22 protein-coding genes are annotated in these 22,804 nt (G+C 71.1%); 11 read left to right on the top strand and 11 right to left on the bottom strand.

Annotated features, from left to right (window positions below; genetic code table 11):
• Positions 1 to 28: 28 nt before the first annotated feature.
• A complete protein-coding gene (locus tag AB0I18_RS14375) occupies positions 29 to 1,093 on the top strand; it encodes a LacI family DNA-binding transcriptional regulator (protein ID WP_363105757.1) in 1,065 nt (354 codons plus the stop codon).
• On the opposite strand, the gene AB0I18_RS14370 is transcribed toward AB0I18_RS14375, so the two are convergent.
• The 4 genes from AB0I18_RS14370 to AB0I18_RS14355 all read right to left on the bottom strand — a co-directional run bounded on the left by AB0I18_RS14370 (position 1,056) and on the right by AB0I18_RS14355 (position 5,834).
• Complete coding sequence (locus tag AB0I18_RS14370; protein WP_363105778.1) at positions 1,056 to 2,474, bottom strand: glycoside hydrolase family 32 protein; 1,419 nt, start codon at positions 2,472 to 2,474, stop codon at positions 1,056 to 1,058. The genes AB0I18_RS14375 and AB0I18_RS14370 overlap by 38 nt on opposite strands.
• Positions 2,475 to 2,479: 5 nt before the next feature.
• A complete protein-coding gene (locus AB0I18_RS14365) occupies positions 2,480 to 3,259 on the bottom strand; it encodes a carbohydrate ABC transporter permease (RefSeq protein WP_363105777.1) in 780 nt (259 codons plus the stop codon).
• A 164-nt stretch (positions 3,260 to 3,423) separates the two neighbouring features.
• Complete coding sequence (locus tag AB0I18_RS14360) at positions 3,424 to 4,428, bottom strand: sugar ABC transporter permease (RefSeq protein ID WP_363105756.1); 1,005 nt, start codon at positions 4,426 to 4,428, stop codon at positions 3,424 to 3,426.
• A complete protein-coding gene (locus tag AB0I18_RS14355) occupies positions 4,425 to 5,834 on the bottom strand; it encodes an extracellular solute-binding protein (RefSeq protein ID WP_363105755.1) in 1,410 nt (469 codons plus the stop codon). The genes AB0I18_RS14360 and AB0I18_RS14355 overlap by 4 nt, the downstream gene beginning before the upstream one ends.
• A gap of 210 nt (positions 5,835 to 6,044) precedes the next feature.
• On the opposite strand from AB0I18_RS14355, the gene AB0I18_RS14350 reads away from it, so the two are divergent.
• Complete coding sequence (locus AB0I18_RS14350; protein WP_363105754.1) at positions 6,045 to 7,652, top strand: glycoside hydrolase family 32 protein; 1,608 nt, start codon at positions 6,045 to 6,047, stop codon at positions 7,650 to 7,652.
• Positions 7,653 to 7,786: 134 nt separating this feature from the next.
• Here the strand turns inward: AB0I18_RS14350 and AB0I18_RS14345 are convergent, their stop codons facing one another.
• The 3 genes from AB0I18_RS14345 to AB0I18_RS14335 all read right to left on the bottom strand — a co-directional run bounded on the left by AB0I18_RS14345 (position 7,787) and on the right by AB0I18_RS14335 (position 11,152).
• Complete coding sequence (locus AB0I18_RS14345) at positions 7,787 to 8,770, bottom strand: LLM class flavin-dependent oxidoreductase (RefSeq protein ID WP_363105753.1); 984 nt, start codon at positions 8,768 to 8,770, stop codon at positions 7,787 to 7,789.
• The gene (locus AB0I18_RS14340; protein ID WP_363105752.1) at positions 8,767 to 10,083 is read right to left on the bottom strand and encodes an MFS transporter; all 1,317 of its coding nucleotides are present in this window, start codon (positions 10,081 to 10,083) and stop codon (positions 8,767 to 8,769) included. Before AB0I18_RS14340 ends, AB0I18_RS14345 begins: the two co-directional genes overlap by 4 nt.
• Positions 10,084 to 10,309: 226 nt before the next feature.
• Complete coding sequence (locus tag AB0I18_RS14335; RefSeq protein ID WP_363105751.1) at positions 10,310 to 11,152, bottom strand: NAD(P)H-binding protein; 843 nt, start codon at positions 11,150 to 11,152, stop codon at positions 10,310 to 10,312.
• 64 nt (positions 11,153 to 11,216) lie between these two features.
• Between AB0I18_RS14335 and AB0I18_RS14330 the strand changes: the two genes are divergently transcribed.
• Together AB0I18_RS14330 and AB0I18_RS14325 are read left to right on the top strand one after the other, a co-directional pair.
• Complete coding sequence (locus tag AB0I18_RS14330) at positions 11,217 to 11,570, top strand: helix-turn-helix domain-containing protein (RefSeq protein WP_363105750.1); 354 nt, start codon at positions 11,217 to 11,219, stop codon at positions 11,568 to 11,570.
• 197 nt (positions 11,571 to 11,767) lie between these two features.
• Positions 11,768 to 13,252, top strand: coding sequence for a ricin-type beta-trefoil lectin domain protein (locus tag AB0I18_RS14325; protein ID WP_363105749.1), 1,485 nt, complete (start codon positions 11,768 to 11,770; stop codon positions 13,250 to 13,252).
• A gap of 81 nt (positions 13,253 to 13,333) precedes the next feature.
• Here the strand turns inward: AB0I18_RS14325 and AB0I18_RS14320 are convergent, their stop codons facing one another.
• Positions 13,334 to 14,395 carry a LacI family DNA-binding transcriptional regulator gene (locus tag AB0I18_RS14320; protein WP_363105748.1) on the bottom strand — a complete coding sequence of 354 codons (1,062 nt, stop codon included), beginning with the start codon at positions 14,393 to 14,395 and terminating at the stop codon, positions 13,334 to 13,336.
• A 234-nt stretch (positions 14,396 to 14,629) separates the two neighbouring features.
• On the opposite strand from AB0I18_RS14320, the gene AB0I18_RS14315 reads away from it, so the two are divergent.
• From AB0I18_RS14315 to AB0I18_RS14300, 4 genes are all read left to right on the top strand, one after another.
• The gene (locus AB0I18_RS14315) at positions 14,630 to 15,667 is read left to right on the top strand and encodes a hypothetical protein (RefSeq protein ID WP_363105747.1); all 1,038 of its coding nucleotides are present in this window, start codon (positions 14,630 to 14,632) and stop codon (positions 15,665 to 15,667) included.
• Entirely contained in the window at positions 15,664 to 16,770 is a 1,107-nt protein-coding gene (locus AB0I18_RS14310; protein ID WP_363105746.1) for a hypothetical protein, read from the top strand. Before AB0I18_RS14315 ends, AB0I18_RS14310 begins: the two co-directional genes overlap by 4 nt.
• 117 nt (positions 16,771 to 16,887) lie before the next feature.
• Positions 16,888 to 17,256 carry a hypothetical protein gene (locus tag AB0I18_RS14305; RefSeq protein ID WP_363105745.1) on the top strand — a complete coding sequence of 123 codons (369 nt, stop codon included), beginning with the start codon at positions 16,888 to 16,890 and terminating at the stop codon, positions 17,254 to 17,256.
• Entirely contained in the window at positions 17,253 to 17,645 is a 393-nt protein-coding gene (locus AB0I18_RS14300) for a PPOX class F420-dependent oxidoreductase (RefSeq protein WP_363105744.1), read from the top strand. The genes AB0I18_RS14305 and AB0I18_RS14300 overlap by 4 nt, the downstream gene beginning before the upstream one ends.
• Positions 17,646 to 17,690: 45 nt before the next feature.
• Here the strand turns inward: AB0I18_RS14300 and AB0I18_RS14295 are convergent, their stop codons facing one another.
• Positions 17,691 to 18,254, bottom strand: coding sequence for a cysteine hydrolase (locus tag AB0I18_RS14295; RefSeq protein ID WP_363105743.1), 564 nt, complete (start codon positions 18,252 to 18,254; stop codon positions 17,691 to 17,693).
• Between the two features lie 102 nt (positions 18,255 to 18,356).
• Here AB0I18_RS14295 and AB0I18_RS14290 point away from each other — a divergent pair, with 102 nt between their 5' ends.
• Complete coding sequence (locus AB0I18_RS14290) at positions 18,357 to 18,797, top strand: hypothetical protein (protein WP_363105742.1); 441 nt, start codon at positions 18,357 to 18,359, stop codon at positions 18,795 to 18,797.
• On the opposite strand, the gene AB0I18_RS14285 is transcribed toward AB0I18_RS14290, so the two are convergent.
• Positions 18,780 to 20,633, bottom strand: coding sequence for a protein kinase (locus tag AB0I18_RS14285; protein ID WP_363105741.1), 1,854 nt, complete (start codon positions 20,631 to 20,633; stop codon positions 18,780 to 18,782). The two genes, AB0I18_RS14290 and AB0I18_RS14285, sit on opposite strands and share 18 nt — an antisense overlap.
• Positions 20,634 to 20,763: 130 nt before the next feature.
• Positions 20,764 to 21,780 carry a threonine/serine dehydratase gene (locus AB0I18_RS14280; RefSeq protein ID WP_363105740.1) on the bottom strand — a complete coding sequence of 339 codons (1,017 nt, stop codon included), beginning with the start codon at positions 21,778 to 21,780 and terminating at the stop codon, positions 20,764 to 20,766.
• A 65-nt stretch (positions 21,781 to 21,845) separates the two neighbouring features.
• Between AB0I18_RS14280 and AB0I18_RS14275 the strand changes: the two genes are divergently transcribed.
• Positions 21,846 to 22,490 carry a TetR/AcrR family transcriptional regulator gene (locus AB0I18_RS14275; protein WP_363105739.1) on the top strand — a complete coding sequence of 215 codons (645 nt, stop codon included), beginning with the start codon at positions 21,846 to 21,848 and terminating at the stop codon, positions 22,488 to 22,490.
• Positions 22,491 to 22,548: 58 nt separating this feature from the next.
• Complete coding sequence (locus AB0I18_RS14270; RefSeq protein WP_363105738.1) at positions 22,549 to 22,752, top strand: hypothetical protein; 204 nt, start codon at positions 22,549 to 22,551, stop codon at positions 22,750 to 22,752.
• Positions 22,753 to 22,804: the final 52 nt, after the last annotated feature.

Raw genomic sequence — 22,804 nt, 5'->3', positions numbered from 1 at the left:
GATCAGGCGAAGTCGGTGGGGACGAGGCATGGGCGGGGTCGAGAAGACGCGGGGTGGCGGGGCCGAGCGGGCGACCTCGCGGGATGTCGCCCGGCTCGCCGGGGTGTCGCACACGGCCGTGTCCTTCGTCTTCAACGGGCGTGCCCAGGGCAACCTCTCCGCCGAGACGCAGGAGAAGATCCGCAAGGCGGCCGAACAGCTCGGCTACCGGCCGAACGCGGTCGCCCGTGGCCTGCGCCGGAGTCGTACCGCCGTGATCGGTCTGGTCACGGACGAGATCGCCACCTCGCCGTTCGCCGGGCGGCTGCTGCGCGGGGCCATGGACATGGCGTGGCGCAGTGAGCACCTGGTACTCACCGTCGACTCCGGGCAGGACCCGGTCGCCGAGGACGCGGCCGTCGCCGAACTGCTCGACCGGAGGGTCGACGGGATCATCTACGCCGCGCTGTCGTTGCGCCGCGCCCGAGTCCCGGAAGGGCTGCACCGCACGTTCGCCGTGTTCGCCAACTGCCTCCCCGAGGACGGCTCCCTCCCGGCCGTCATCCCCGCCGAGCGGGCCGGTGGCCGCAGCGCCGCGCGCGTCCTTCTCGACGCGGGCCACCGCCGTGTCGCCCTGGTGGGCGGCCTGGACGACATCGCGACCGCGGAACGGCTGCGCGGCTTCCGGGACGCGCTGCGGACGGTGGGGCTGACGGCCGGGAAGGACTGGGTCGTGCGCACGGGAGGGGAGATCTCCGCCGGGTACGAGGGAGCGCTGCGGCTGCTGGACGGTGTTCCCGCCGACCGGCGGCCCACGGGGATCGTCTGTTACAACGACCGGGTCGCCGCGGGCGTCCTGCACGCCGCCGCGCGCCTGGGCCTCGACGTGCCCGCCGAGCTGTCCGTCGTCGGCTATGACGACCAGGAACACATGGCGGCTTACCTCAGCCCGCCCCTCACCACGGTCGCCCTGCCCCATCGCGCGATGGGAGAGGCGGCCGTACGTCTGCTCCTGGACGCCATCGACAGTGGGACCGCGCCGCCGGTCACCACCCGGCGGCTGGAGTGCCCCGTCGTCACGCGGGGTTCGGTGGGACCAGCTCCCAGCCTGTGACCTCGACGTCCGTCCCCGTCCCCGTCACGGTCAGCTCCGCGATGTCGTCGTCGCGTCGGTACACCCGTTCCGTGGCCGCCGCCCGGTCGCCCGCGAACAGTTCCAGCAGGGAGCCGTCCACCAGGATCCGTACGGTGAGGGTCTCGCCCGGCGGGGTCGGCAGGATCAGGGGAGCCGTGCCGTCCGGGCGGGAGCGTGGCCAGGCCGTGCGGTCCAGGGTCACCGTGCCGGACGCCGGATCGAGTCGCACGGTCAGTTCGGCCCCGGACGTGGCCCGCAGCAGACTCACGGTCGCCGCCGAACGGGCGGTCACCAGCAGGTCGTACGCCAGGGGGAGTGGCCGGTGCGGTCCCGGTGCGGCCGTGAACGGGGCGGCCGCGCGCAGGAGTTCGAGCTCCGGAGCCGGTACGACCCGTAGCGTGCCGTCCTCGTGGGTGTCCATCACCCGGGGTGCCGTGAGGACGCCGGACCAGCCCGCGCGGTCCACCTCCTCGGGCGGGCGTGACTCCCAGGACCAGCCCCAGAGCAGGGCGCGGCCGGACTCCGTGTCCTGGAGGACGGAGGGGGCGTAGAAGTCGCGGCCGAGGTCCAGCGGGCCGCCGCCCGTACCGGCCGCGAACCTCAGTCCACCGTCCGCCCGCTCCACCAGGCGGCCCGTGACGTACGCGGTGCTCAGCGGGTCGCCGTCCCACAGGGCCACCGCCAGCACCCAGTCGCCGCCGGGGGTCGCCCACAACTGAGGGCACTCCCAGCCGATCGCCCGCCTGCCGAAGGCGCGGGCCGCCGCCGGGTCCCGGCCGTCCAGCAGGACCCCGGCGAACCGCCAGTCGTACAGGTCCTCACAGTCGTACACCAGGACGGACGGGGTGCCGTCGGCGTGGCCGGCGCCCATCAGCGCCCAGCGGCGTCCGGCGAAGCGGAAGACGAAAGGGTCCCGGAACATCGTCACGTCCAGGCCGGGTGGTGGACCGGCGACCACCGGCACCGGCAGTTGCTTCCACCTCTGGAGGCCGTCGTCCTCGGCCACGGCGAGACAGATCGCGCTCAGGCCCCGGTGGTCGTGGTCGATCCCGGAGTACACCGCTGTCGGTACGCCACCGTCGTCCACCACGCAGCCGGACCAGCAGCCCGCCTCGTCCGGGCCGTCGGGCGTGGGGCGCAGGGCGATCCCGTGGTCGTCCCAGTGGGCGAGGTCGGGGCTGGAGGCGTGGCCCCAGTGGACGTTCGAGTGCACGGGGGCGTCGGGGTTGTGCTGGTAGAAGAGGTGGTATCGATCGCCCCAACGCAACGGGCCGTTCGGGTCGTTCATCCAGTTGGCCGGCGGGCGGACCCTGAAACGCGGGCTGTTGGCGTCGGTCTCTTCTACCGGCGACCGGCTCACGGAACTCAACGATTGACTCCTGCTGATGTGATGCCCTCGCGCAGAGGGCGCTGGCCGACGACGAACACGAGGACGGCGGGGATCATGGAGAGGACGACTCCGGCGAGGACGACGGAGATCGAGCCGGTGCCGAGGTTGCCCTGGAGGGAGACCAGGCCCAGGGGCAGCGTGAGGTTCTCGGTGGACGTTTCGAGGATCAGCGGCCGGAAGAACTCGTTCCAGTGGTAGTTGAAGGCCAGCACGCCGACGATGGCGAGACCGGGAGCCGCCAAGGGGGCGTACACCGACCGGAAGACGCGCCACGGACCCGCGCCGTCGATCATCGCCGCCTCGCCCAGGTCCTTCGGCATGCCCATGAAGTACTGGCGCATCAGGAAGGTGCCGAAGGCCGTCGGGAAGGCCGGGACGATGAGGCCGAGCAGGGTGTCGGTCAGACCCAGCGTCTTCAGTTCCAGGAAGACCGGGACCATCGTGACCTGCAACGGCACCATCATCGTGGCCAGGACCAGCGCGAACAGCGCCTTCTTGAAGCGGAATTCGAGGCGGGCGAAGGCATAGCCCGCAAGGCCCGCGGTGATCATCTGGCCGACCGCGATCAGCGCGGTCACCAGGGTGGAGTTCAGCGCGTACAGCCAGACGTCGATCTGGTCGAAGACCCCGCGGTAGGCGTCGACGGTGGGGTCCGTGGGGATGATCTTCGGCGGCAGGTCGAAGGACTCCGCCGGCGTGCGCAGTGACGTCGACACCGTCCAGATGACCGGGCCGAGCGTCAACAGGGCGCACAGCGCCAGGGCTGCGATCCGCCCCCAGGGCGCCAGGCCGTGCCGTACGCGTGACGCGGTGGGGTTCGTGGGGTTCGTGGGGCTCGTGCGGGGACCCGGCGTCGAACCCGATGCCGAATCCGCTGCCGAACCCGCGAGGGAACTCGTACTCATCTGACTCACCCGGCTCACTGGTAGTGGACGTAACGCCGGCTGAGCCGGAACTGGAGTGCGGTGACCGCCATGATCAGGGCGAAGAGCAGGACGCCCACGGCGGACGCCTCGCCGAAGCGGAGCTGCTCGAAGGCCGTCTCGTAGATGACCATCACGACCGTGCGCGTCGAGTCGCCGGGACCGCCCGCCGTGAGGACGTACGGCTGCTCGAAGACCTGGAGGGCGTTGATGATGCCGACCACGGACGCGACCAGCAGCGTGGGCGACAGCAGCGGCAGGGTGATGGCGAGGTGTTTGCGCACCCCGCTCGCGCCGTCCAGCGCAGCCGCCTCGTGCACCTCTTTCGGGATGTTGTTCAGGCCGCCGACGAACAGCAGGAACGAGAAGCCGAACTGCTGCCAGACGTACGCCAGGACCACGGCCGCCATCGCCCCGTTCTCCGAGGTCAGCCAGGGGACCGCGGGGATACCGACCGTGCCGAGCAGCCAGTTCACGGGGCCGAAGTCCTGGTTGAACAGGTACTTCATCACCACCGAGATGGACGCGGCGGACAGCACCAGCGGGAAGAAGAACGCCGAACGGAACACGGACCGCAGCCACTTGGGCATCCGGCCGTTCACCGCGATCGCCAGCACGAGCGCGATCAGCAACTGGAGTGCGACCGCGAGCACCATGAAGACGAGCGTGTTGCGGAAGGAGACGAGGACCGTCGAATCGGTCAGGATCTCCCGGTAGTTGGCCGCTCCGGCCCACCGCGGGTCGTCGATCACGTCCCACTGGAAGAGGCTGAGGACGACCGAGCCGACGATCGGTACGACCGTGAAGACGACGATGCCGACGACGGTGGGCGCGAGGAACAGGATGGCGAGGAGGCGGGTGCCCCGGGTGCGGATGGTGGTGGCGGCCGTGGACTCGGATGCCTTACGGGTCCGACCGGTCCCGCGGCTCCCTCGGCTCTTGCGGCTCTTGCGGGTGTGGGCAGGCTCCGGCCCCACGGGCCTGATCTCGGTGTTCGTCACACTTCACGCTCCATGGCCTTCTCCAGGTCCCCCTGCAGTCGGCGCAGCGCGGGACGCACCGCGCCGGGGCTCGCGAGGGCGGTTCCGGTGTGCTTGATCAGCAGCTGCTCGACCTCGTTGACCTGCGGCGGGGCCGGTATCGGGCCGGTGGTGGGGATCTTGTCGAGGGTGTCGTAGAAGACCTGCCAGTGGGCCGGTCCCGTCTCCCGGTAGCGGGCCTCGTCGACCATGGAGCGGCGGGCCGGAGTGGTCTGGTTGGCCGCGAAGAGCTGGGTCATCACGTCCTTGCGGGCGGTGTACTTGATGAACTCCCAGGCCTCGTCCCGCATCTTCGACGTGCGCAGCATCGCGTACCCGGCGGCGCCGAACTGGTGACGCCGGGTGCGCCGGCGCGGGAAGTACCGCACGTCGTAGTCGGCCGGTTTCATGCCCGCCTCATGCAGGCCGCCCGCCCAGAAGCCGCCCGCGGGCGTGACACCGACGCGGCCGGTGGAGAAGACGCCGACGAGGTTGCGGCCGTCGCCGCCCTCCGGCCGGGTGCACAGGTCCTCCTGGACGAGGGAGGAGAGGTAGTCGTAGACCTCCGCGACGCGGTCGGAGTCGGCCAGGGGTGTCGTCCACCGGTAGCCGCCGCCCCGGCCGCTCCGCTGCGCCTCGGGATAGAAGGAGTTCCAGAGCCAGTCGCCGCCGGGGGCCTTGGACTCGGTGAGGAGGTTGGTGTCGTTGGCGAAGAGCCAGGGGACCACTCCGCCCCACAGCCGGTTGGTCCAGAAGTACGGGGTGAACCGGTCGCCGTTGCTGCGTTTCATCGCGCGCAGCAGCGTGGTGAAGTCGTCGTGGGTCCAGTCGTCGGCGGGGAGGTCGGCGCCCGCGCGTTCGAGGACCCGGCTGTTGAGGTACATGTCGGCGGCGTTGAACTCGACCGGCAGCTGGTAGAGGCTCCCCTCGTACATCATCGACTCGACCAGCGAGGGATGGACGTCGGCGAAGTACGTGCGCAGCTCGGCCGCGTCCCGCTTCGCCCACCTGTCCAGCGGCACGCCGAGCCGCTGGGCGAAGAGCTGCACGCCCTCGGTGGCGACGTACACGAGGTCGGGTGCCGTGCCCGCGGCGATCTGGGTGAGGATCTTGGAGAAGAAGTCCGACCAGTCGTAGGCCTGTACGGGGTTGATGCGGATCCTGATGTCGGGGTGGGCCTGGCGGAATCCGTCGCGCAGGGCGCGCTGCGCCTCGGGGTTGAAGGCGGAGCCCAGGGTGGCGATGACGAGCGAGCCGTCGTCGCGGCCGGGGATGTCGGCGGCGGTGAGGCGGTCCCAGCCGGCCGCGACACCGGCGAGAGCGGCGGCGCCGGCGCCGTATGCGCCGTAGCGCATCAGGGCCCGTCGGGAGAGGAGCGAGTCGGTCATCGGCGAGCCTAACTCGTGTTAGCCGAAGTTGATTTCATGATGATGAGAACCCCGCTGCGGCCCTGTCAAGGGATGTGCGCGGATGGGAAGTACGGATGGGAAGTTGCGAACGGCCGGTGCGCTAGGGCTTGACCTTTAACGAGTTAGGTATACGGTTCCGGTCCCATGAGCCGCGTCCCGACGACGACGTCGGGGGAAGGGAGCCGCACGATGCGTGGCATGAAGAGGAGTTCGCTCGGCCTGGGGGAGACCTCGGCGGAGGCACTGTCCAGGCGGTCGCTGCTGACGGCCTCGGCTGTCGGCGCCGCCGGTGTTCTGCTGCCGGACCTCGTGAGACCGGCGGTGGCGGTGGCGGCGGCCCGCGAGGCGACGGCCGCGTGCGCCGGCAGCTACCGCGCCGAGTACCACTTCACGGTCCCCGACCAGTGGATGAACGACCCGCAGCGCCCGGTCTGGATCGACGGCGAGTACCACTACTACTACCTCTACAACCCCGACTACTCGACGGGCGGCACGACGGCCGGCACCGCCTGGCGCCTGGCCACCAGCACCGACCTCGTCTCCTTCACCGACCGCGGCATCGCCGTGCCGAAGGACACGACTCCCAACGGTGATGTCTGGTCCGGCTCGGCCGTGATCGACACCGGCAACACCGCGGGCTTCGGGGCGGGCGCGGTGATCGTCCTCGCCACCATGGCGCCCGACGACGTCACCCAGGCCCAGTACCTGTACTACTCGACGGACGACGGCCGCACCTTCACGAACCACGGCACCGCCCCGGTCCTCCCCAACCCCGGCGTACGGGACTTCCGCGACCCCAAGGTGATCCGCGACGAGGAGCGCGGGCGGTGGGTGATGCTGCTCGCCGAGAACGACAAAGTCGGCTTCTACCACTCCGCCGACCTCAAGGCGTGGACGTACGTCGGCGGCTTCATCAAGGGCGGCATCGGCGTCCTGGAGTGCCCCGACCTGTTCCGGATCAGGGCGGACGACGGGACCTGGAAGTGGGTGCTGGGCGTCAGCGCCAACGGCAAGGGCTCCGGGCTGCCGAGCACGTTCGCGTACTGGACGGGTTCCTTCGACGGTACGACCTTCACCGCCGACGCGTCCGATCCCCAGTGGCTGGACCACGGCTGGGACTGGTACGCGGCGGTCACCTTCGACAAACGTGACGCGAGCGGGGCCCTGGACCCGGACGCGCGGTACGCGATCGGCTGGCTGAACCACTGGGACTACGCGAACACCACGCCCACCATCGAGTGCGACGGCTTCAACGGCACCGACTCGATCGTCCGCGAGGTACGGCTGAAGCGCGGGTCGGGTACGTCGTATTACCTGGCGTCCCAGCCGGTGGCGGCCCTGGACGACCATGTGTCGCGCACGGTGGACCTCGGCGACATCGCGGTCGACGGCACCCGACCGCTCGAATACACGGGTACCGCGTACGAGCTGACCTGCGAGATCACCTGGGACCAACTGGTGGGTGCAGGGCTCCAGTTGCGGCGGTCGGCGGACGGTGGGCGGCACATCGACGCGGGGGTCTACGGCGACTACGCCTTCGTCAACCGCGGTTACACCGTGAGCCCCGACACCTCCGGCCGCTGGCAGGAGAGCCGCACGCCGTTCGACCTGTCCGCCGGCACGGTCCGCCTGCGCATCCTCGTCGACCGCACGTCCGTCGAGATGTTCGTCGGCGACGGCCGGTATGTGCACTCGACCGAGGCCTTCCCCGACCCGTCCGACACCGCACTGGCGCTGTTCACGATCGACGGGCAGGCGGTGTTCCGGAACGTGGTGATCCGGGAGTTCACGGTCTGATCCGACGGGAGGTGGCAGGGGCGGGCCCTGAGACCTGCCAAGCCACCGACCGACACAGGAAACCGTCTGGGCGCGGGTGGAGTCACGGGCCCGCTGTTGGCGTACTCGCCCGCAGATATCAGAGGACGCGCCGATCAGAGGAGCTTGGCCAGGCCGGCGAGCGCGGACCGGTAGTCGGGGCCGACCGGGCTGAGGACGGTGGTGGTGACGCCTGACTCGAAGAGGTCCTGTAGGCGGGTGCGGACCTGGTCGGGGGTGCCCGTCAGGGCCAGTCGGTGTGCCCACTCCTCGGGTATCGTCTGGGCGAATTCCTGCGCGCTCCTGCTGGTGCGGCGCAGCGCGGCGAGCTCGTCGTGGAAGCCGAGGGGGACGATGTGGGGCGCCCAGTCGGGATCGCCCAGGGGCTGCAGGGCGGGCCGGGCCGCGGCGAGGGCGGCGTGCGGGTCGTCGTCGACGACGGTGATGTTGTAGGCGGCGAGCCGGTGCGGGCGCCGCGGGTTGATGCTGGTGAGGGCCTGGCGGACGTACTCGGGTGATACCGGCTCGGCGAGCAGGGTTCCGTCGGCCACTTCACCCGACAGGGCCAGCGACTTGGGGCCGCGTACGCCGGCGAAGATGTCGGGGACGTGCTCGGGCAGTTCGGGCAGCACCGATGGGTCCAGGCGTACTCCGTCTCCGTCGAGTCGGATGTATCGGCCGTCCGTATCGGCGGGCCGGCCTGCCAGCAGTGCCTTGAGCGTGCGGATGTACTCGCCGAGCAGTGTCAGGGGGCTGGCGGGCCAGGCTCCGACGCTGCGCATCCAGTCGGGCATGCCGTGTCCGACCGCGATGTCGAGGCGGCCGGGGTGGAGTTGGGCGAGCGTGGCCACTTCCATCGCGGCGAAGGCGACGTTGCGGGCCGCGGCGGGCAGCAGTCCGACTCCGACGCGGATCCGGCGGGTGCGGGCCAGCACGGTGGCGGCCTGGACGAGCCCGCCGCGGTAGCCGAGGTCTTCGACGACCCACAGTTCGTCGAAGCCGTAGTCGTCCGCTTCCTGCGCGAAGGGGATGAGGTCGGCCCGGGGGATGTCGCGGGGGAGGAGGACGCCGATCGTGCCGGGCGTTTCCTGCGGGCTCATGAGCGGTCTCCTTGGCGTTGGCGGTGTTGTTCCGCGGGAGGTGTGCCGGGTTGAGTGCCGGGGCGCGTGCGCTGGGCCACGTCCACATCCATATCCATATCCACGTCCACCGTGGCGGCGGCGCGGTCGCGGGTGTCGGCGGCGGGAGCGATGAGGATGGCGGCGGCCACGAACACCAGGACCACCACCATGGCCGAGCGCAGCCCGTAGTGGTCGCCCAGGAACCCGAGAGTGGGCGGCCCCACGAGGAAGGCGACGTAGCCGATGATGGCCACGAGCGAGACGCGGGCGGTCTGGTCGGGGCCTGAGTCGCCCGCCGCCGAGAGGGCCACCGGGAAGCCGAGGGAGGCCCCGAGTCCCCAGAAGAGTACGGCTGTTGCCGCTATGGCAGCGTTGTCGGAGAAGATGACCAGGAGGAGTCCGACGGCGCCGGAGACGGCGCTGGCGCGCACGACGGCGGCCCGTCCGAAACGGCTGAGGAAGAAACCGCCGCTGAAGCGTCCCAGGGTCATCGCCGCCGCGAACCCCACGAAGACGAGTGAGCCCATCGCGGCGTCGAGGCCGTGGCCGTCGACCATGAGCAGCGGCAGCCAGTCGTTGGCGGCGCCCTCGGCCAGCGCCATGGCCAGCACGATGGCGCCGATCAGCAGCAGCTTGCGGTCCTTCCACACCTGCGGCTTGGACCGTTGCGCCGGAGCTGAATGTGAACCCGGACCCGGCGTCTCCCGCGCGGCGCTGATGCCGACACCGGCGGGAACGGCACGCAGGGCGTGGACCAGGATCCCCGTCGCGATCAGGGCGACCACCATCAGATGCCAGTGGACGGGGAACGCGGCGGCGGTGGCCGCCATGCCGGCCGAACCCCCGATGACCGTGCCCAGACTGAAGCAGCCGTGCAGCGTGGGCAGCACCACGGTCCCGGTGATGCGCTCCACGTCGGCGCCGTCCACGTTGACCGCCACTTCGCCGCCGCCCATGCCCGCGCCGAACAGACACAGTCCTGCGGCGACCAGGGGTGCCGACGACACGGCGCTGCCCACGCCGATGACGACCGTGCCCGCGATGATCAGGAGAGTGCCGAGCGCGATGACCGGCCGGGTGCCGAACCGGGATACGTAACGGCCGGAACACAGGATGCCGATCATGGAACCCACGGACAGGCCGAACAGGGTCAGCCCCATCTGCCCGGTGGACAAGCCCAGTTGATCGCGGACATCGGGGGTGCGCGTGACCCAGGACGACATGGCGATGCCGGGAAGAAAGAACAGGAGGAACAAGGCTTGACGGCGTCGGCGTACGGCGCGGTCTATCAAGGGGGAGCTCCGCTGGGTTCGGAAGATGGAGTCGAAGGCGATACGGCGGATCGCCCGTCGAGTATCCGCACATCCGGCAAGCGATCGACAAGAGTAGGCAGACAGCCGGTGGGTGCCGATCCAGGGCAAGCCGAGGCGCCCTCCACACACCAGGTGATGTGTGGAGGGCGCCCCGTACTGCCTGTCGAACCCGGCCGAACCCGGCCGAAGCCGGTGGTGACGACGGTCAGACGCCGACGTCGGCCAGCCACTGGCTCGTGGTCCGGGGAGTGACGCCCAGCAGCTTCTGGGCGGAGGTCTCCGGTGTGATCGAGCGGCCCGGCATGGTGCTCATCACCTGGTAGGCCGCCGCGACATCAGCGGCAGCGCCCGCCCCCATCAGGGGTGCGAGCGCGGTGCGCAGCTGCTCGGGGGTGATCGGCTCGAAGACCACGTCCCGGCCGAGCCGGGTGGCGAACGCCGCGGCCAGGTCCGGCCCGGTGATCGCCGGGTACTGGCCGACGGAGACCACACCGCTGACGTCCGTGCGCTCGAACAGGGCGACCGCGACATCGGCGATGTCCAGGTGGGAGGCCCAGGAGACGGGGAAGTCGGCCCGGATCGCGTAGGGCAGCACACCCCGCTCACGGACCGAGTCGATGACGTAGGGCATGAGCAGGTTCTCCAGGTACAGCTCGGGTGCGATCACCGCATGGGACACGCCACTGTCGGCCAGACCGGCAACCAGTGTCGCGGAGGGTCCGCCGATGGCGGGATCGATGGGGAAACCGCTGGTGGAGAACACCACGCGAGCCGGCCGGGCCGCACGGACGGCGGTGAGGATGTTGCCCGCGAAGATCTTGCGGTCCTCTTCCGAGGACACCGGCAGGTGGACGAACACCCCTGCGGCACCGCGGTAGGCGTCGGTCAGGTCAGCGGCGGAGGAGTAGCCGGCGGCCACGACGCGCGCGCCGTCCACGACGGCGTGCTCGTTGCGGGTCAGTGCGGTCACGGGCTTGCCCGCGGCGGCGAGAGCGGAGACGACGGGGGCACCCTGGGCGCCGGTGGCGCCGTGAATCACGTAGGTCATGGGCCTCATTAGTGCATGCAATGCATCAGTTACATCAACTGCACTAATGGGCTACGCTCGAAAAATGCCTGATCCCTGTCTTCCTGAGTGCGGTGTCGCCCGGTTCCTCGTGCTGCTCAACGGCCCCTGGGCCACCTTGATCGTGCGCGAGCTCCTGCGCGGCCCGCATCGCTTCACCGAGCTGCGCGACGGCCTGCCCGGCATCAGCCCGCACACGCTGACCAGCAGGCTGCGCCAGTTCGAGACCCACGGCATCGTCATCCGCACCGCCTACGCGGAGATCCCGCCGCGCGTCGAATACCGGCTCACGCCTCTCGGCGAGGGGCTGCGCGACGTCCTCAACGCCATGGACACCTGGGCGGCGGCGGTCCCCGATCCCGAGCCCGACTCCGACCCCGAGCTCGACGCCGTCATCTGAAAGGGTCCGGCGTGTTTCGGAAGCGTCACGGGTCTTGTCACCAGTGCGGGCGGCGTGCCAGTGTCCGGCCATGGTTACGTAACCATGGCCGGTTTACACGGGTCCGAGTGTCTGTATCCGGACCTGGTTCATCACTGCCTCGACTCAAGTGACGAACCCGCACTCCGCCCTCCGCGATTCACGTCACTGGAGACGACATGCCCAAGACCCCGACGAGGTCGAGAAGACTGGCCAGTGTGCTCACGGCCGGCTTCGGCGCGACACTCATGTTCCTGACCGCCCCCGCTCCCGCCCTCGCCCAGTCGGACGCCGGGACGTCGGCCGCCTCGTACACGCCGGTGAAGTCCGCGTCGAAGGGCGGTACCAGTGACTTCCGCGGCGTGAACTGGGCGGACCCGCGGGACAACTACGCCAGTGACGCCGTGGTGCCCAGCGGGCTGAAGGTGACCGACGACTACCGCACGGTGTACCGCACCACGGGCCACATGGTGCGCGGCTTCAAGAAGAACCTGGGCGCCAACACGCTGCGACTGCCGATCAACCCGGCGAGCGTGGGCACCACTTGGTGGAAATCGTACCGCGCGACGATCGACGCGGCCACGGCCTACGGTGACAAGGTCATCGTCAGCTACTGGGAGGCCGACACCAGCAAGGACGGCCTGGTCGACGACACGGCCGCCTGGAAGAAGATGTGGAACACCGTCGTGCGGGAGTACAAGCACAACCCGCGGGTGTACTTCGAGCCCATGAACGAGCCGCACGGCTACACGCTGGACGAGTGGGTGTCCGTCACCAGCGGTTGGCTGGCCCAGCACAAGGACGTCCCGCGCGGCCGTGTCGTGATCAGCGGCACCGGCTACAACGACAACGTCACCGGTGTGGGCGCGGCGCGCGCACTGCGGGGAACGCTGCTGTCGCTGCACTTCTACGGCTTCTGGGCCGACCACACCCAGCAGGCGGACTGGGTCGCCGACCTCGAAGCCCGGATCGGCGAGTACGCCGGCCGGACCATCATCGACGAGGCCGGCTCCCCGATGACCACCGGTCTGAACTACGGCGCGTGGGACGGCAACATCTACACGTCGTATCTCGCGGCCGTGGCCAACACCGCCCGCAGCAAGGGGATGGGACTGGTCTACTGGCCGGGGCTGCGATTCGACGACGCCTACTCGATCGAGTCGCTGGACGCCGAGGGCAACCTGGTGGACAACAGCGCCACCGGAGTCGCCCTGCTGCGCTGGGGCTACGGCTTCGGCAAGACTCCGCCCGTCAACGACCTGCCGCCGGCGCCTCCCGGCGAGGTCCTGCGCGGAGTGGGCTCCGACCGCTGCGTCGACGTACCCGGCTTCAGCACGACCAACGGCACCCAGCTCGACCTGTGGGACTGCAACGCCGGCGGCAACCAGATCTGGAACTGGGACGCGGACAAGCAACTCACCGTCTACGGCAACAAGTGCATGACGGTGGGCGGCACCGGAGCCACGTCGGGAGACCCCGTGGTCATCTCCGACTGCACCGGCGCGGCGGCACAGCAGTGGAACGTGAACGCGGACCTCACCGTGACCAGCGTCGCGAACCCGGCGCTCTGCCTGAACGCGGTCGGCGGCGGCACCGGCAACGGCACGGCGGTCGATGTCTGGAACTGCGACGGAAGCACCAACCAGCAGTGGGCCAGAAGCTGATGCCAGGGCCAGGACCTGTTTCCCTCGACCACTGATCCGACCGCACGGGTCCTTCGCGTACTCTCGCCGGGCCCGTACGAGTCAGCGCCGTCGCTCTTCGCCATCCGGTGAGGGCGGCGGCGCTCCGGTGCTCGCGCGGACCACCAGCCGGGTCGGGACCAGGGTCTTGTCGATCAGGTCGGGACCGGTACGGCCGATCTTGCCCAGCAGCTTCTGAACGCTGAGCCGGCCGACCGAGGCGAAGTCCTGCCGCACGGTGGTCAGCGGTGGCCAGAAGGCGTGGGTCTCCTCCATGTCGTCGAACCCCACCACGCTGACGTCCTCGGGAATCCGGCGGCCGAGCTCGTGCAGAGCGCGCATGACACCGAGCGCCATATGGTCGTTCGCGGCGAAGATCGCCGTGACCTCCGGCCTTCGCCCCAGAGCCAACCCGTGCTGATATCCGGATCGGGTGGTCCAGTCGCCGTACAGCACCGGGGGCGCGACGACGCCGGCCTGCTGCAGGGTGCGCCGCCAGGACTCGACCCGATGGTCTGCGGAGAACGAGGTCGGGGGTCCGGCGATGTGCCATACCCGCTGGTGGCCGAGTTCCAGCAGGTGTTCCGTCGCCTGCCGGGCGCCCTGGGCCTGATCGGTGTCCACCACGGTGTAACCGGGGCCGGTGTCGGAGTCGACGACCACCATCGGAACCCCTGGCGGGAGGCTGAACTCCGCGTCGTCCAGGAGATGCGCCTCGAAGACGAGGATCACTCCGTCGACGGCTGCCTCGCTGAGCCGGTCGTAGGCACCGGACACCCTGCCCATGGTCGGGTCCGACACGGGGATGAGGGTGACGGCGTACTTGGCGCGGGCGGCTTCCTTGGTGATGGCGTCGAGGGTGCGGGTGTTTCCGAACGTCTTGAGCGTGAAGGTGATGACACCGATCGTGTTGAACCGCCCGCTCTTGAGCGCGCGGGCGGCTCCGTTCGGCCGGTAGCCCAGCGCCTGCATCGACTCGACGACCCGCTGCCTGGTCGCCGGGTCGACGTTGGTGTGGCCGTTGGACACGCGCGAAACCGTCTGCGGCGCGACACCGGCGTGCCGGGCGACATCCGCCATCGACGGCCGGGGTCGTCCGGACGTGGGTTTGTCCCCGATCGCCATGATCCCTTGTTTCCCCTGTTTCTCGGGCCCTGACAGCAGCTTAGGCCCACTCCCCGGGCGTGTGCGGGGCGAGGAAAATACCTCGGCAGTGAGGCCCACGGCACGGTGGGCCTCCAGAGGGAGCCGTGATGGCCGAATGCCGTCTGTGCACGGGTGGGTGAACGTCGTACGCTGTGCGACCTTCGGGCTCTGGGGGGTCTCGTGAACGGTCTCCGTGCAGTCACTGTCCGTTCAATGATCGTGTGCCTTGTGATCGCGTGTGGCGCGGTGGTGTCGCCGGCCGTGGCGGTGACACCGAGCTGGTCGGCGCTGCCGGTGCCGGCGGCGGTCCCGCCGATGACCGTGTCCGACCTCGCCGCCCGCGGGCCCGGCGAGGCGTGGGCGACCGGGTACGACAACGCCGCCGACGGAACGCGGCCGATGCTGTACCGGTGGGACGGCACGGCGTGGAGCCGGGACACCACCTTCCCCGGCGCCGGTGAGTGGGGCTGGCTCGGCAAGGCGCAGTTCGTCGGCGAGGAGTTGTGGATCTTCCACAGCCGTGACGGAGGGGGCGAGATCCTGCGCCGGTCGGCGGGCGGGTGGAGCGTCGTCCCGCTGCCGCAGACCATGTGGATCTACCAGGACTTCGCCGCGGTACCGGGTGCCGCCTGGGTCGTCGGTCAGGACGACGACGGACTGAAGGTGCTGCACTACGACGGCTCCGGCTGGACCGCACAGTCCACCCCGGACGGTGTGCTGTACGTGATGGGGATCACCGCGCGTACCGCCACGGACGCCTGGGCCTGGGCGGACACCAGCACCGGCACCACCCTCCTGCGCTGGGACGGCACGGCGTGGCGGGACGCGCAGGTGTCGCTGCCGCCGAACAGCAACGTGCACACGATCCTGCCCGAACCGTCCGGCCGGGTCACGATCGGCGGCAGCCAGTACGCCGACGGCGTGTCCCGCACGTACCTGATGACCTTCAACGGGCAGGCCTGGCGCACCACTTACCCACCGCTGGGCGACACCCAGACCGAGGCCATGGTGCGCGGCCCGGACGGCGCGCTGTGGCTGCCGGTGCGCAGCGACCGCGCCTTCCAGTCGAAGTACGCACGGGTGGACGGCTCCCGCACCACCTTCTCCTACGGCCCGGAGCGTACGAACGCGATCGACGTCAAACCGCGGGCACTGGCGAGGGCCGGGTCCGCACTGCTGTCCTTCGGGACCGCCGAGATCTACGGCTCGAAACCGAACCTGATGAGCGAGCGGCTGGGAGGCCGACCATGAGACGTCGGCTTTTCGTCGTGGCCCTCGCTGTCGCCATGACCATCCTGGCCATCATGACCCCGGCCGCGGCGGAAACCCCGTCCTGGCAGCACGTTCCGGTCCCGACACAGGTACGCCCCCAGGCCGGGCTGAACGAGGCCGTGGCGTTCGGGCCCGACCGGGCGTGGGCGGTGGGCGCGGACGCCGTCGGGCGCGAGGCGCCGGGCTTCCCGCTGCTGCTGCGCTGGGACGGAACCGCGTGGCAGCGCCAGAGCCTGCCCGGGACCGGCTGGCAGGGAGATCTGCTGTCCGTCGCCGCGACCTCGCCGACCGCGGTCTGGGCGGTCGGCCGCGACTCGGCGGGCGGTGCCCGCCTGCTCCGCCACGACGGAAAGTCCTGGTCGGTGAGCCGGCCGCCGAGTGGCGTCGTACTGACCAAGGTCGTCACCGGGGGCGGTGAGACCTGGCTGATCGGTTCGCGGGACGGCGCGCAGGTGCTGCTGCGCCGGGACGGGAACGGCTGGCGGGACCTGCCGGTGCCGCCGGGAGCCGTGTACGGCCTGCACATCAAGGCGGCCGACGACGTCTGGGCCGCGGGCGAGACCGTCTCGGGTGCGGCCGTGTCGCACTGGGACGGGCAGGCGTGGCAGCAGACGATCGTGGACGGGTTCCCGCGGTCGGCCGTGGGCAGTGTGCTGGCGGTCTCGCCGACGGAGGTGTGGGCGGGTGGCACGGCCGGGTTCGTCGGCGGCCCGGTGGGCCGGCCGATTCCGCCTCTGCTGGTCCGCTGGGACGGGCAGACGTGGAGCCGGGTGACCATGCCCACCGACTTCGGCTCGGTCACCTCACTGGCGCCCACCACGTCCGGCGAACTGGGCTGGGTCGCGGTGTCCCGCTCGCAGAAGAGGGACCCGGACAGCTTCCCGCCGTTCGTCCCCGGGCCGGACTTCCTTGCCTGGAACGGGCAGTCGTTCACCGGGTACAGCGAACCGGCGGTGGCCGGTGAGGGGCGCTCCACGCTGCTGCGGCTGGCGCCGGTGCCGGGCACGGGGACGGTGTGGTCGGTCGGCCGCGCCGACGGCCCCGAGACCACCTTCGCCCCGCGCATCCTGCGGTTCGGCTGAGATACGAGATGTGAGCTGACGAACGGGGCTCCGTCCGAAAGGGGCGGAGCCCCCAGTGCATGGCACACCAGGGCCTGTTGCGGTGCCCTGCCCGCACCTCGCCGCCGTGCCCTCTTCATGCATCAAGTCGCCCTGCGTGACAACCTGTTGCGTGTCGCGTCGGGCCTGCGTCTCTTCGACGTGGCGTACGTTCCGTGGCTCGCCGGACTGCGGACGACGTACCGGACCGAACCCTCGGCCGGAAAGCTGACACGGTGGTGCGAGGACCGGCTCGACGCGGTACTCGACGTCCGTACCGAGGCGCGCCGCGGAAAACCCGCACTCGTGCCGGCTCGGCCGGACGGCCATGTGGACTGGATCGCCAGGGACGCGCTCACGATGAGGGCACGGCTCACGGACCTGTTCCGCCCCCTGCTCGGCGCCCGGCAGGACCGGCGACAGCAACAGCAGCAGCAACAGCGGAAAGAGAGGGAACACACCGCATGAGTCTCATTCCTGACAGCCACAAGGACCTGCTGGAGCGGCCGCTCTTCGGCCATCTGGCCACGATCCGGGCGGCGGGCGGCGGGCCGCAGGTGAACCCGATGTGGTTCTCCTGGGACGGCGAGTACGTCCGCTTCACCAACACGACGGTCCGCTACAAGTACAAGAACGTCACGGCCGATCCGCATGTCGCGGTATCGGTCAACGACCCGGAGCAGCCGTACCGCTACCTGGAGATCCGCGGCGAGGTGGAGCGGATCGACGACGACTCGTCCGGCGAGTTCTTCGCGCAGCTCGCGGAGCGGTACGGCATGAAGCTGGACGGCCCGCCGCCGGACGTCGCGCACCGCATCGTGTACGTGGTGAGGCCGACGGCGGTCAGCTACCAGTGAGCCCGGCCCGCGGAGAGGCCCGGCCGCGAGGTCAGTGCTCGGCGGTCAGTTCCGGCCGGCCTTCGCGGCCACCAGGTCCGCGACCAGGCCGGTGCGCGCGCCGAGCGCGATGAGCCGGTCGAGTGCCTCGCGGTGCTGTGCCTCGTCCGCGCCGGCGGTGGCGTCGGAGACGACGACCACTCCGTAGCCCAGACGCAGCGCCGTGGCGGCGGTGGCCGCGACACCGTGTGCGGTGGACAGCCCGGCGACCACGAGCTCGGTGACGCCTTCGCGGTTCAGGCGGTCGTGGAGGTCGGTGCCCTCGAAGGCGTCGAGGCCGTGCTTGGTCACCAGGTGTTCACCGGCCCGCGGTTCGAAACCGGGGACCAGCTGGTTCGGGGCGGCACTGACGCCGCCGTCGGCGCCGTCCTCCCGTACGTACCGGACGAGGACGACGATCGAGGAGCCAGAGCCGGATTCGGACCTGGAGCCGGAGTCGGAGTCGGTGAAGTGCTCGCGCAGCCTTCCGCAGGTGTCGGCCACCACGTCGCCGCCGACCGGCTGCCACGGCATGTCGACGATCCACCGCTGCAGATCAATCAGGACAAGTGCCGTGCGTGCGCGGGTCATTCTGTTCCCCCAGGACGGATGATCAGCGGTCCAGCGCACCCTACCAAGGGGAAAACACAGCCAGATGGAGAGGCCAATCGCGACCCGGGACGGTCTGCGACTGTGGACGCAGACGTTCGGCGACGGCGGCGATCCGGCCGTGCTGCTGGTGATGCGCGGCACCGCGCCGGGCATCTGCTCGGCCCGCAGTTCTCCCCGGCGGGCGACGCGACCACGAACGTCCTGCGGACCCTGTCGGTCTTCGCCGTCGGGCTCCTGTTCCGACCGCTCGGCAGGGCGCTGACCGGTGCGTACTACGACCGCCACGGCCGCAGTCCCGCACTGCGGCTGTCCCTGCTGATGATGGCCGGCGGCAGCCTCCTGATCGCACTCGCCCCGCCCTGCCGGACGGTCGGCGTACTGGCCCCGGCGCCGGCGGCGGGTACCGGGAGACCAAGGACGTGGACCTGGCGGCTGTCGGAAAGGTCCAGGGCCTGTGTCGAGAGAGCACGTGCCCTCCCGCATGGATGCCGGGAGGGCGGGGTGTCAGTCCGAGGCGCGTAGTGCCGTCCAGGTCTCGCGGGCCACGATGCCGTCGGCGTTCAGCCCCTTGTCGCTCTGGAAGCTGCGCACCGCGGACGCCGTGCCGGGGCCGAAGTTGCCGTCCGCGCCGGAGTCGCCCACGCCGTACCCGCGCTTCGTCAGCATGCACTGCAACTGCAGCACGCGTTTGCCGCTGTCGCCCTCGCGGGTGCGTCCGTTGCCGGAGTAGTGCGTGCAGTCGGAGATCCAGGGCGGGGTCGCGGACTCCGGGGGCGGCGGGTCGTCGCTCGGGGACTGCGTGGGGTCGGTGGGGGCGCTGGTCTTGGCGGCGGGAGTAGCGGGATCGCCTTGGCGGCCGTCGTCGGCGGAGCCGGAGACGTCAGGACTTGAGGTGTCGTCGCCGGGGCGGGCGCCGCCGTCGGGACTCTTGCCCGACGCTTCCGGGAGAGACGTTTCCTCCGAGGTCCCGGGCGCCGGCGGCAGGGCGTCGTCGCCGGGCGTGGTGCCGGCGGCGGACGTGCCACCGGCTCCCGGGGAGGACGCGGACGCGGGGGTGTCCGGCCGAGTGAGGACGAAGACCCCGGCGGCCACCGCGCAGACGGTGATGCCCGCGGTGACGGCCAGCACCGGCTTCTTCCGTGTCCAGGAGCGCCAGGAGCGGGCTCCCGCCGGGCGCGAGCGTGCGGGCGGCGTGACGGCGGACGGACCCGCCGCCTCCACCGGTGGTTCGAGACCGGGCTGAGCGGACCGGCCCACCTGCTGGGGCTGGGGCTGCGGCTGGGGCGGCGGCTCCGCCTTCGGACGCTCGTCAGAGGGCGAGGGCGAGGGCGAGGGCTGGGGCGGGGGCGAGGGCCGTGGGTGAGCCATCCGTTCGACGGGAAGGCGGTGCAGCACCTCGTACGCCCGCTGCCGGGCCAGCACCCTGCCGCCCAGCGGCTCGGGCCAGCTCGACGTACTGGCGTGTGTCCCGGTGTGAGCCCGCGCCTGCGCCGCGGCCGCGTCGGTCAGGTCCTGGGGAGTGGGCCGCTGCTCGGGCTCCTTGGCCAGGCAGGCGGACAGCAGGGCGCCGAGCACCGCGTCCGCCGCCGAGATCTCACCGATCAGCTCCGGATTCGGCTCCTCGAACGCCACCCGGTGCATCACGTCGACACCCGTGCCGTCGCCGAACGGCGCACTCCCCGTCGCCGCGTAGACCAGCGTCCCGGCCAGCGAGAACACGTCCGACGCCGTGTCGGACAGGCCCGTCCGCAGGTGCTCGGGCGACATGTAGGCCGGCGTCCCCACCCGGTTGCCCGTGCCGGTGATCGCGCTCGCGTCCGCGGCCTTCGAGATGCCGAAGTCGATCACATGCGCGCCCCGGACGGACAGCAGGACGTTCGACGGTTTCAGATCCCGGTGCACGATCCCCGTGGCCGCGAGGTCGGCGAGCGCCCGCCCCAGCTCCGCCACCAGCCGCCAGACCGCGGCCGTCCCGAGGGCGCCGTCCTCACGTACGGCGTCCGCCAGATCGAGCCCAGGGAGGTACTCGGTGGCCATCCACAGCAGTTCGTGCTGGAAGCCCGTGCCGCACAGCCTCGGCGTGTACGGCGTACGGACCTGGGCGTGCACCGACGCCTCGTGCTCGAACCGGCGCCGGAACTGGGCGTCGTCCGCGTACTCGGGCCGGATCACCTTCACCGCGACCAGACCGGGGCTGTCGTCCGCGGGACGTGCCAGATAGACCCGCCCCATGCCACCGCTGCCGAGCAGCGCCACCGGCACATACGGGCCGACGCGGCGCGGATCGGTGGGGCGCAGGGGTGAGACACCGGTCTGCCGGAGTGCGGCGACCTCGCTCGCCGTTAAGTCCGGTGGCACCGGCCGGTGTTCTGACACGGATCCCCCGAAGTGATTTTCGCCGTACGCCAGTTCGCGCCAAAAGACGGGAAGACGAGATTAACTCAGCTCCGGCGTACCTTCAGGGTTTCAAGCACTTCCGTCACGCAGGTCACTCGGGCCGGCCTGTTCCGGGTCGGTGGATCAGGTCGCCGGGGTCGGTGTTCGCCCCGCAGAGCACGACGGCGACCTTCTCGCCGCTGCCGGGCCGGTAGCCGGTCCCGTCCGGCGCCTGGTCCGCTGCCTGGCCCGGCGCGGTGGCCAGTGCCGCGAGAGCGGTGGCGGCGCCGTGTTCGACCACCACCTTCCGGTCGTCCCACAGGGCCCGGCGGGCGCGGACGATCTCGCTGTCCGGTACGAGGACGGAACGCACACCGTCCTGCCGGGCGGCGTGCAGCGCCATCGCGGAGGTGCGGCGGGCGCCGAGGGAGTCGGCGGCCACCGAGTCCACGGTGACGTCGACCGGACGACCGGCGCCGAGTGCGGCGTTCAGCGCGCGGCAGTTCGCCGGCTCGACCGCGACGGTCCGTATGCCGTGGTGCCGGGCGGCGGTGGCCACCCCGGCGAACAGCCCGCCACCGCCCACGGCGACCAACACGGTGTCCAGGCCGGGAACTTGGGCGCGGATCTCCTCCAGCAGGGTGCCCGCGCCCGCGGCGATCAGCGGATGGTCGTAGGCGTGGGAGGGGAGCGCGCCGGTGGCGGCGGTGAAGTCCTCGCAGGCGGCCAGGGCTTCGGCGTACTCGGTGCCGACCAGGCGGACGTCGGCCCCGTAGGAGCGCAGCCTGTCCACCTTCACCGCGGGGGCGGTCGCGGGGAGGAAGACGGTCGCGGTGACGCCCTGCAGCCGGGCGGCCCAGGCGCAGGCCAGTCCGGCGTTGCCGCCGGAGGCGATGGTCACCCCGGCCGCGGGGAGCGAGCCGGCGTCGCGGTGGGCCTGGATGAAGTTCTGCGCGCCGCGTGCCTTGAAGGAGCCCGTGTGCTGCATGTACTCCAGCGCCAGCCAGACCTCGCCCGGCCGCGACCCGCTCTCGTCCACGGAGTCGTCCCGGACGAGGGTGACGGGGCGGACGCGCCCGGCGATCCGTTCGGTGGCGGCCTTGATGTCGCCGTAGGTCAACTGGTGCACTGCGCTGCTCCTGCCCGGGTCCGTGGAACTCGCGGATCGATACACCGTATCGTACGATGACCCGTATGCCACGGCACTCCGCTTCCCTGGACCTCGCCACGCCCGAGCGCATCGCCGAGACCGCCCTGGCGCTGGTCGACGAGGGCGGTCCCGAAGGGCTGACCTTCCGCACCCTGGCCGCGCGGCTGGGCATCTCCCTCGCCTCGCTCCAGCGCCGCTGCACCGACCTCGCCGGGCTGCTGGACCTGTGCACCGACCACCTGGCGGCCCGCCTGCCCGAGATCGGGCCGGGCACCGGCTGGGCGGTGGCCACCGAGACGCGGTTCACCTCGCTCTACCGGCTGCTGACGGACCGTCCGGGCCTGGTCGCCCTGCGGGGCTCCCGCCCCTGGCTCGGTCCGAACCTGCTGGCCCGCCTCGTCGAGCCGCAACTCGCCGACAGCATCGCGGCCGGGATGACCCCCGAGGAGGCGATCACCGCCTACCGGCGGATGTACCTGCTCACGCTCGGCAGCGCGAGCTTCGTGGACCACCGCGACCCCGAGGCCGCCAGGACCGCCACCCGCACCGCGCTGGCCGCGCTCGACCCGGCGGACTTCCCGGTGCTGACCGGCAACCTGGCGGCGATCCTGCCCGCCATGAGCGACCACGAGGTCTACTACGGCGCACTGCGCCAGCTCATCCACGCCGCCGACCCCGGGAGAGCGTGACCCGACCGAACGACTCGACCGGCGCGCCCGCACCGCACTCGACGAGGTCGCCCCCGTCGTGGCGACCGCGGTCCACCTGGCCGCCGTCACCCGGGCGCTCCGCGAGTCCCGCGGCCGGCTCGCCGCGGCCCGCGACGACGAGCGCCGCGCCCTGCGCCGGGAACTCCACGACCAGCTGGGCCCCGCACTGGCCGGCATCGGCTCGGCCTCGCCGCTGCGGGCAACCTGCTCCCCGCCGACTCGCCGGCCGGCCCCCTGCTGACCCGCCTGCGCACGGAGGCCGACGCCCGAGTCGACGAAGTCCGCGTCCTGGC

It is taken from the genome of Streptomyces sp. NPDC050704, from assembly GCF_040654355.1.
Lineage (GTDB): Bacteria > Actinomycetota > Actinomycetes > Streptomycetales > Streptomycetaceae > Streptomyces.
This window is presented reverse-complemented; position numbering and strand designations above follow the sequence as displayed.